This is a genomic window from Rhodoferax sp. UBA5149 (assembly GCF_002413825.1).
GTDB lineage: Bacteria > Pseudomonadota > Gammaproteobacteria > Burkholderiales > Burkholderiaceae_C > Rhodoferax.
Window position 1 is genome coordinate 1 of record NZ_DHXT01000190.1, and the last position, 9,709, is coordinate 9,709.

Genomic DNA, 9,709 nt, shown 5'->3' on the forward strand with positions numbered 1-9,709 from the left:
GTCACACGTGCGCGAATCGTGTAATCCTGATATGCCGGCAACGCCACAGCCGCCAAAATACCAATAATCGCAACCACGATCATCAATTCGATCAGGGTAAAACCCTTTTGCATAGAACGCTTCATGAATAACTCCTTGGTGAAAAAAATGTAACAACGAGACATTGGTATAGAGCAGGTTTCGGGCCAGGTCTTCATCCCTGCGCAAACAGCCCGTTTTATGGGAAAAACCACGGAAATACGCGCAGGGATCGTGAATTAGCGATTATTTTTGTCAGCTGCCGCTCTTGCGTGACAAAAATGTCACGCCATTCTCGTCACCTACTTGATGCAAACCTGCCGAACCATCTTGATGTCCGTCAGCCCCATCATGATTTTCTCCATGCCGTCCATCTTCAGCGTGCGCATGCCGCCTTCCACCGCAGCGGCAAAAATCTCGGCGACGCGGGCGCGTTCCTGAATGAGCTTTTTGATGTCGTCGGAGGCGATCAACAGTTCGTGCAGGCCGATGCGGCCTTTGTAGCCGGTCTTGTTGCACTTGTCGCAGCCGACATGACGGTAGAACCTAAGCTGGCCGTCCTGGTCATAGGCCTTGTGCCAGCTCTCGATCAATTTTTTGGCTTCGCCTTCATAGTCGGCCGTCCAGGCGGCGGAGTGTCGGAGTTCATCGGCATATTCGGCGGCAAACAGGCGCAATTCCTCGGCATCGGGCACGTACGATTCCTTGCAGTCGCACAGCTTTTTGGCCAGCCGCTGCGCCAGGATGCCCAACAGCGCATCGGCAAAGTTGAACGGGTCCATGCCCATGTCCAGCAAGCGCGTGATGGATTCGGGCGCCGAGTTGGTGTGCAGGGTCGAGAACACCAGGTGGCCGGTGAGCGAGGCTTCCACGCCCATCGCCACCGTTTCCTTGTCGCGCGATTCGCCGACCATGATGATGTCGGGGTCGGCGCGCAGGAAGGCGCGCATGATGAGCGCGAAGTCAATGCCGGCTTTGCGGTTGATCTGGACCTGGCGCAGCCCTTTTTGTGTGATTTCCACCGGGTCTTCCGCGGTCCAGATCTTGGTGTCCGGCGTATTCAGATGCTTGAGGATGGAGTGCAGCGTGGTGGTTTTGCCGGACCCCGTCGGGCCGCATACGTAGAACAAGCCGTACGGCTTCTCGATGGTCCGGATGACGCGTTCCTTGTTGTGCGGCGTCAGGCCCAGCTTGTCCAGCGGAATCGGTTCACCGGCGGCCAGAATCCGCATCACCACGTCTTCCACCCCGCCAGCCGAGGGAATGGTGGCGACCCGCAGCTCGATATCAATCGGCCCGTATTTTTTGAACTTGATCTTGCCGTCCTGCGGCTTGCGACGCTCTGAAATGTCGAGGTCGCACATGATCTTCAGACGGGTCACCATGGCCTGGCGGAAATGCGCCGGCACCTCGATATAGGGCTGCAAAGTGCCATCAATGCGAAACCGGATGCCGGTTTTGAGCTTGCCCGGCATCGGCTCGATGTGAATGTCCGACACCTTCTGGTGGTAGGCGTCGATGATCACCTTGTTGACGAACTTGACCAATTCATTGTCAGCTGCCGCCGACTCCAGCGAGTCGTCATTGCTGCCGTCATCCATGGGCGCGCCATCCATGTCGGCCAGCAACTCGTCAATCGAGCCGCCCTCGACCTCGGCACCGAATATTTGCCCCAGTGTTTCCGTAAACTCGGTCTGCGTGGTGACCCGGTAAGCAAACCGGGTGATGCGGGGGAAGACCTGCGGCACCACGCGCGAGCCGCGCACCGCCTCCGGGTCCATGCACATGATGACGAGGCCCTCGGGCGACTCCTCCAGCGGGATCCAACCCTGCTCTTCAATGAACTCCCGTTTGAGCGAGCCATGCAGCATTTCCGAGCGAATACGGCCAGCACTGAAGGCCTCATACGGTACGCCAAAAAACTTGGCCAGCGAGGGGCCAATCTGGGCGGGACGCACTTTGTAGTGCGCCATCAGGACCTGCTCGACGGCTTGACCGTCGTTGCGCGCCTCCTGCAAGCACTGCTGCAGCTCTTGCGCCGACATCACGCCATCGGCAACCAGGCCGTCATATTTGGTGGCCTTGCGACGGCCTCCTTCTTCCGCTTTTTGCACGCGTTGCCGGATGGCGGTCGCCAGTGTCTTGCACAGCTGTGAAACGCCTTCGACTTCCAGCTCGCCGAAAGGCTGATCGCTTTTGTTATTGATGATCTGCAGCACGCCATGCAGCTTGCTGCCTTCAAGAATGGGCGCCACCAGCATCTGGCGGGTTCGGTAGCCGGAGCGCTTGTCCACTTCCTTGAGGAAGGTCAACGCCGGATGGATTTGCTTGAGTGCCTCGTCGTCATAAACATCGGGCAGGTTGAGCAGCTTTTTGCTGTAGGCCGCATAGCCCGCAACGCTTTGCGGCGTGATCGGCAATTTGAGGTCGCGGCTGCTGTTGAGCCCGGTCTTGACCTTGGAGACGATGGACGTCTGATCTTCATTGACGACGTAGAGGGTCAGGCGATCCGCATTGAACAGTTTGCAGATATCCTGGCTGGCCTCCAGCATGATCTGCTCCACGTTTTCCGTCTCGTGAATGCGGGCCGTCACAAGCTGCAGCTGCTTGTAAAAAAGCGCCTCAAACGTCATCCCCCTTTTTACCGCAGGCAACTTCTGCAATTCAATGAGGGGCTGCTCAGACTGCTTTTCTAATACCGGGGGTTTCGTCACTGCGTTCATAACTCAAACTCCTGACCCGCCCGCGACCAGCGAATATTGTGCGTAACGTGAGTCCTTATGTAGGTTGCGTCAGCTCTGAACAAACTGCATTTGGGTGCCTGCGAGCTCGATCAGGTCACCATTCTTCAACGCAACCGGCTCCACCCCGATCGGCGCGCCATTGAGCGCCGGGTTACCCGCACCTTCGACGTGGTGAACGACAAAACCGCGTTGGCGCCGGGTGATCGCGGCCACCGCCACGCCGGGTTTTCCGATCGTGGTCACCACTTTGGTCAAGGGCACCTCACGGCCGGCCGCGGCCCCCGACAACACCCGGATCGCCGCATGAAAAGCATCCACCGCGCTGGCGTCGGTCGCCAGACCGGACGGGAAGACCGACGGCGGCGCAACGACAGGCGCCAAGCCGCCAGAAGGCGCTTTGTACATCATGGTCTTCTCAAAACCATCGCCGGCCGCGTCACTGACAAACTTGATCTTGTATTTGCCCACCTCCACCATGTCTCCGTTCTGGAGCAGCTGCTTCTTGGCGGCTTTGCCATTCACGTAGGTGCCGTTGGTACTGTTCAGGTCTTCCAGATAGACTTCGCTGCCGACCATCTGCAACACAGCGTGCTCGCCGCTGACGGCCAGATTGTCGATCACGATATCGTTGTAGGGTCGCCGACCCAGGGTCGTCCGATCCTTGGTCAACTGGACTTCCTTGATGACAACACCGTCGATCGATACGATCATTTTCGGCATGACCGACTCCTGTTCCTGAAACTTGTTATTGGGAATCCCATGAGCTTACTATTTTCCAAGCAATCTGGATATTAACCCGCGCTTCTCCAGAGTGCTCGCCGCTTGCGTCAGCAACACAGTGATGTTATCGCGTCCGCCATTGCCATTGGCCAAAGAAACCAGCTCCTCTGCCATTTGCGCCAGTGGCGATCCATTTCGCAGAATTTTTGCAATCGCCGCGTCTTCGACCATGTCGGACAGCCCATCCGAACACATCAGGTAGAGGTCGCCCGCCTCCACCTGATGCTCATTGAGTTCCAGCATGACCTCATTTTCGACGCCCATGGCCCGTGTCACCAGATTTTTGTTGGGCGATGCCGCGGCCTGTTCAGACGTCAACAATCCGGCGTCCATCTGTTCCTGCAAGAGGGAGTGATCCTTGGTAATCTGCAAAAACTCATTGCCACGCAAGCGATAGCAGCGCGAATCCCCGATATGTCCCAACATCAGCCGGTCACCCTGAAAAACGCCCACGATCAGCGTTGTGCCCATTCCCGAATACTGGGGATTGGCATTCGATGCATTGAAAATAGAGCGGTTGGCGTTGTCAACGCAAATCTGGATGGCGCGCCTGACTTGCGCGGCAGTGGCCTGCTGGCCCGCTTCGAACAACCAGCGGGCCAATTCCGACTTGATGAACGCGGTGGCCATGCCACTGGCAATCTCGCCCGCGTTGTAACCGCCCATGCCGTCAGCCAAAACACCGACGTGCGTGGCGTCATCAAAAACCACGGCGTCTTCGTTGTTCTCCCGGACCCGGCCCGGATCAGTCTGCGCGCAGAATGTGTAATTCATGGTGTTTCGGGCTATATTTCCAGATCAATTGCGTTGCCACCCGATAATACCGCCCGCAAGTCCCGGGCGAACTGATCTCCATCCTGATAGCGATCTTGCGGCCGTTTTCGCAATGACATGGCGACCAGATTTGCCAGACTTTGAGGTAGCTCCTTGCGGATGATGCGAATGTCGGGCGCCTCCTCATTCGCAATTTTGTACATCAACTCGGCCATGGATTCGCCGCGGAAGGGCAGCACACCGGCGAGCATCTGAAACAGCATGACCCCCAGCGAATAGAGATCCGAGCGGCCATCGACCTTTTGACCGACGAGCTGCTCGGGTGACATGAAACTGGGCGTTCCCAGCACCAGTCCGGTTTTGGTCTTGCTTGAATCGGTGATGCGCGCAATGCCAAAGTCTGTGACCTTCACCGTATCAGTCTCGGGATCGAACATGATGTTGGCCGGCTTGATGTCGCGGTGCACCACCTGCTGCCGGTGGGCATAGGCCAGCGCGTCCGCCACCCGCGCCACGATGGAGAGCACCGTCGGCACCGCCAGCAAATGGCCACTCCGGCAACAGTCCACCAGGTCTTTGCCTTTGAGGAACTCCATGGCGATAAACGCCAGCTCGCGGTCTTCGCCCGCATCAAAGATCGTGACAATGTTCTGGTGCTGCAAACGCCCGGCGGTCTCAGCCTCTCGAAAAAACCGTTCGCGGGCCTCCAGCAGATCCCGACCTTCGAACTCCTCGCTCAAGGCCATGGTTTTAATGGCCACGACGCGTCCGATTTTGGGATCTTGACCAAGGTACACCACCCCCATGGCCCCCTTGCCCAACTCCCGCTCAAGCTGGTAACGACCCAGCATCATGGGTTTGACATCGTTGACACGGCCTGGGAGATGGGTAGCCAGGTTCAATTTGGTCTTGAGGTCTTTGTAGTCCGGGTTATAGGCTGCCATGTGCGCATAGACCACTTGCGCCTTGTTGAACTGCTGCTGGCGCTCGAAGTCGAGTGCCAGGGTGTAAAAATTACCCATCACCGCGTCACCCATGGGAACACGGCGGAAACGCTCAAACGCCATGTCGAGTTGACCCTGCCCTTGCAGGGCCAGCCCCATCATGCGGTGGGTTTCAGCCGAATCTCCGTCCGGCTGAGGCGGGTCCGCCGCTGCCGGCAATGATCGTTTGACCGTCAATGCCAGATGGCCGATGAGCAGAAGTGCTGCCGGGAAAACCATGCGAAGCCACAGGGCCGCGCCTGCCAGCAGCCCGAATTCAATCGCCAACAGCGCCATGAAAAACAAGAAGCTGACCCCGGCTGCCGTTCGCGCCGACAAGCGCGGCAAGACCGCGATGAGGTAGACGCAAACCAGCAGCAACACCACCGACGTGGCCCAAATCCCCCAGCCCGGCTGGACATAGAAGTGCTCGCTCAAAATGCTGGATGTGATGTGCGCCACGGCTTCGGCTGGCGACAAGGCCGGGTGTCCAGGCACGGCCAACGGCTTGCCCATACCCGCCGCCGTGACACCAATGACGACAATCTTGCCAGCGTACTTGGTGGCCGGAATTTTTCCATTCAACACATCGTCAAACGAGTCAAGGGCAAACGCCGGCTGACCGTCGCGCCCGGTGTAGAACTGCGGCAGCATGCGCGCCGCCGCATCCGTCTTGATGCGCAGCTTTCCGATTTGCACTGACTCGCCCGCCCGCCACTTGATGTCGTCGGCGGTCAAATCGAGACTCTGGGCTGCCGCCAGCAGCGCCAGAGATGGCACCGCTTTGCCAGCGACATTCAGCCGCAGGGACTCCTGTCGAACGACACCGTCGAGGTCCGGCAACAAGTTCAGGGGAGCGACCCCGGCCGCCGCCGCTGCCAAGCTTTCTATCGGTTGCTGCCCGGCCGTGAAGAACGAGGGGATGATGACGTTGGCGGCCTGCTTGACGCTGTTGGCCAGCTGGCCATCGGCGTCCAGTGCCACCTCCGCCTCGGCCAGCAGCCGCGTCAATTGCGCGTAGGGGGTGAATGACGCGTTGGCAGCCTCGCCGGAGGTGGCCAACACCTCTTTCATTTTGCGAATGAAGCCCAGGCCACGGTCAGGCTGCGGCTCAAAAAAGAAACCGGTGTGAACAATGACCTTGGCCTTGGCCGCCGCCAGCTGGTCAATCAACCGGGCATCGATATCACGTGACCAGGGCCAAGGGCCGATGCTGGCCATGCTCTGCTCGTCGATGGCGATGACCGCGATCTGGCTGGCGGGCTGGCGCGCGCTGCTGGTGCTGGCGAAGTCGTAAAAACGGCGCTCAAGCGCGCTGAAAAAGTCGCTTGTGGCATGCAGCGCCAGCACAGCAAGCACCAGCGACACAGCCACGAACCAGTCGGCGCGCCAGAACTGGTTCTGCCAGGATGATGAAGAAATTGCCACTTGCCACCTCTACCCAAATTGCACCCGGAAAGGTCAGCAAGCAACAGCCGACACGAAATCACGCTGCCCAGATGCCACCGTAAGGATGAGACCTTAGCAGACGCCGTCTGCGCCCACAAGGAAGCAAGTCACGCCATCTCGTCGTTTTGTGCCAAGGCCGCGCCGCCAGGTACCGGATCAGGTTGGCTGCTGCGCGCGCTTTTTGAGAACCATTCCCACAAGAAACACGCCCAGCGCACCCGCAATACCCAGACCATAGTTCCACACCGTCGTTTGCGGTAGCCAATCCCGCACCGCCGGGTCGCTGTGCGCCATGGTGCCGGCGATCCATCCCAACAGCATACCGCCAATCGTGATGATGGCCGGGAACCGGTCCATCAGCTTGAGAACCATCTGACTGCCCCCAATGATGATGGGAATACTGACCAACAGACCGAATATCACCAGCGGCAATTGGTGCTGCGATGCAGCGCCGGTGGCCGCCCCGGCAATGGCAATGACATTGTCGATGCTCATGACCAGATCCGCGACGATCACGGTTTTGACCGCCGCCCACAGCTTGTCACTGCCCTGGATGTTGGAATGACCTTCCTCCTCGGGTACCAGCAGCTTGACGCCAATCCACAACAACAAAGCCGCACCGACCAGCTTCAGAAACGGCACCTGCAACAGGGTCAGGGCGAACGCAATGAGGATGACGCGCAGAACAATCGCGCCAGCCGTGCCCCACAAAATCCCCTTGGTGCGCTGATGCGCAGGCAGCTGGCGACACGCCAAGGCAATGACGACGGCGTTGTCGCCGCCCAGCAGAATATCGATCATGATGATCTGACCGACAGCAACCCAGAAATGAGCGGTGAAGAACTCTTCCACGATTTTCTTTCTTTATCAATGCCCAGGGCATATAAACAACTAAGCCGGATTGTCCCTCAGGAAACCCGGCTTGGTATTGTGGGAAACCGCAGTCAGCGGCCCTGGCAGGTCTGCTCGCTGCGCCTTACAGCAGGGCCTTCAACAATTTCGCCATTTCGGACGGATTGCGCGTGATCGTGAAACCGCACTCTTCCATCACTGCCAATTTCGCGTCGGCCGTGTCGGCTCCGCCGGAGATCAAGGCCCCGGCGTGACCCATGCGTTTGCCGGCCGGCGCGGTGACGCCCGCGATGAAACCGACGATGGGTTTTTTCATGTTGAGCTTGCACCAGCGCGCCGCTTCGGCTTCGTCCGGGCCACCGATTTCGCCAATCATGATGACGGCGTCGGTGTCCGGGTCGTCATTGAAGGCTTGCATGATGTCGATGTGCTTGAGGCCATTGATGGGGTCGCCACCAATGCCGACGGCGGTGGACTGGCCCAGGCCAATTTCAGTCAGCTGCGCCACGGCTTCGTAGGTCAGCGTGCCGGAGCGGCTGACCACGCCAATGCGGCCCTTGCGATGGATGTGGCCGGGCATGATGCCGATCTTGATTTCGTCGGGCGTGATCAAACCGGGGCAGTTGGGGCCCAGCAGCAGGGTCTTCTTGCCGCCCGCCGCTTCTTTGGCGCGCATTCTGTTGCGCACTTCCAGCATGTCACGCACCGGAATGCCTTCGGTGATGCAGATCGCCAGGTCCAGATCGGCCTCGACGGCTTCCCAGATCGCGGCCGCGGCACCGGCTGGCGGCACGTAGATGACCGACACGGTGGCGCCGGTCTGGCTGGCCGCTTCCTTGACGGAGGCAAATATGGGTATGCCAAAAATGGCTTCACCGGCCTTCTTGGGGTTCACCCCCGCGACGAAACAGTTCTTGCCGTTGGCATATTCCTGGCACTTTTCGGTGTGGAATTGACCGGTCTTGCCGGTGATGCCCTGGGTGATGACCTTGGTGTCTTTATTGATGAGGATCGACATGATTCTTCCTAGTCAGTTGGGGACAGAGCTGGCTCGCTTGGCGTAGCTGCGGTCTGTCCCGCAAAGTTTCACGATGCGGCTTTAACGGCGGCAACCACTTTTTGGGCCGCATCGGCCATGGTGTCGGCGCTGATGATGGGCAGACCGGACTCGGCCAGCATCTTCTTGCCCAGATCTTCGTTGGTGCCCTTCATGCGCACGACCAGCGGCACACTCAGGTTGGTCGCCTTGCAGGCCGTGATCACGCCGGTGGCAATGGTGTCGCACTTCATGATGCCGCCGAAGATGTTGACCAGAATGGCCTTGACCTTGGGGTTCTTCAGCATGATCTTGAAGGCTTCGGTCACCTTCTCGGGGGTGGCACCGCCGCCCACGTCCAGAAAGTTGGCGGGCTCGGCGCCAAACAGCTTGATGGTGTCCATGGTGGCCATGGCCAGACCGGCACCGTTGACCAGGCAACCGATGTCGCCGTCCAGGCTGATGTAGGCCAGGTCAAACTTGCTGGCTTCGACTTCGGCCGGATCTTCTTCGTCCAGGTCGCGGTAAGCGACGATTTCCGGGTGGCGGAACAGGGCGTTGGCGTCAAAGTTGAACTTGGCATCAATCGCCTTGATGCCGCCGTTGCCTTCCAGAATCAGCGGGTTGATTTCAACCAGCGAGGCGTCGGTGTCCATGTACACCTTGTAGACCTTTTGCAGCACGTCCACCGCTTGCGCGGTTGAGCCGGCAGGCACGCCGATGCTGTCCGCCAATTTCTTGGCTTGCGCTGCGGTCAGGCCGGTGGCCGGATCGATAATTTCGGTGATGATGCGTTCGGGTGTGGAATGCGCCACTTCCTCGATGTCCATGCCGCCCTCCGAGGAGACGATCATGGCCACGCGCTGGCTGGCGCGGTCGGTCACGGCCGACACGTAATATTCTTTTTTGATGTCGGCGCCATCTTCAATCAGGAGGCGACGGACTTTCTGGCCTTCGGGGCCGGTCTGGTGCGTGACGAGCTGCATGCCCAGAATTTCACCGGCGAGTTTTTTGACCTCGTCGATCGAGCGGGCCAGCTTGACGCCGCCGCCCTTGCCGCGGCCACCCGCGTG

Annotated in this window: 8 protein-coding genes; all 8 read right to left on the reverse strand. The window is 59.2% G+C overall.

Annotated features, from left to right (window positions below):
* Nucleotides 1-125, reverse strand: a 125-nt coding sequence (locus B3V69_RS17080) for a pilin (RefSeq protein ID WP_296448208.1), incomplete at its 3' end; no start/stop codon positions are given.
* Nucleotides 126-320: 195 nt separating this feature from the next.
* Nucleotides 321-2,741: a GspE/PulE family protein gene (locus B3V69_RS17085; RefSeq protein WP_296448200.1), complete on the reverse strand. Its 2,421-nt coding sequence runs from the start codon at nucleotides 2,739-2,741 to the stop codon at nucleotides 321-323.
* Between the two features lie 69 nt (nucleotides 2,742-2,810).
* Nucleotides 2,811-3,482: an FHA domain-containing protein gene (locus B3V69_RS17090; protein ID WP_296448201.1), complete on the reverse strand. Its 672-nt coding sequence runs from the start codon at nucleotides 3,480-3,482 to the stop codon at nucleotides 2,811-2,813.
* A 48-nt stretch (nucleotides 3,483-3,530) separates the two neighbouring features.
* A complete protein-coding gene (locus tag B3V69_RS17095; protein WP_296448202.1) occupies nucleotides 3,531-4,316 on the reverse strand; it encodes a Stp1/IreP family PP2C-type Ser/Thr phosphatase in 786 nt (261 codons plus the stop codon).
* An 11-nt stretch (nucleotides 4,317-4,327) separates the two neighbouring features.
* Nucleotides 4,328-6,727, reverse strand: coding sequence for a CHASE2 domain-containing serine/threonine-protein kinase (locus B3V69_RS17100; RefSeq protein ID WP_296448203.1), 2,400 nt, complete (start codon nucleotides 6,725-6,727; stop codon nucleotides 4,328-4,330).
* Nucleotides 6,728-6,904: 177 nt separating this feature from the next.
* A complete protein-coding gene (locus tag B3V69_RS17105) occupies nucleotides 6,905-7,600 on the reverse strand; it encodes a TerC family protein (RefSeq protein ID WP_296448204.1) in 696 nt (231 codons plus the stop codon).
* A gap of 124 nt (nucleotides 7,601-7,724) precedes the next feature.
* Nucleotides 7,725-8,618, reverse strand: coding sequence for a succinate--CoA ligase subunit alpha (sucD, locus tag B3V69_RS17110; RefSeq protein WP_296448205.1), 894 nt, complete (start codon nucleotides 8,616-8,618; stop codon nucleotides 7,725-7,727).
* 68 nt (nucleotides 8,619-8,686) lie between these two features.
* Nucleotides 8,687-9,709 (reverse strand): ADP-forming succinate--CoA ligase subunit beta (sucC, locus tag B3V69_RS17115; RefSeq protein WP_296448206.1); only part of this gene is annotated, 1,023 nt, incomplete at its 5' end.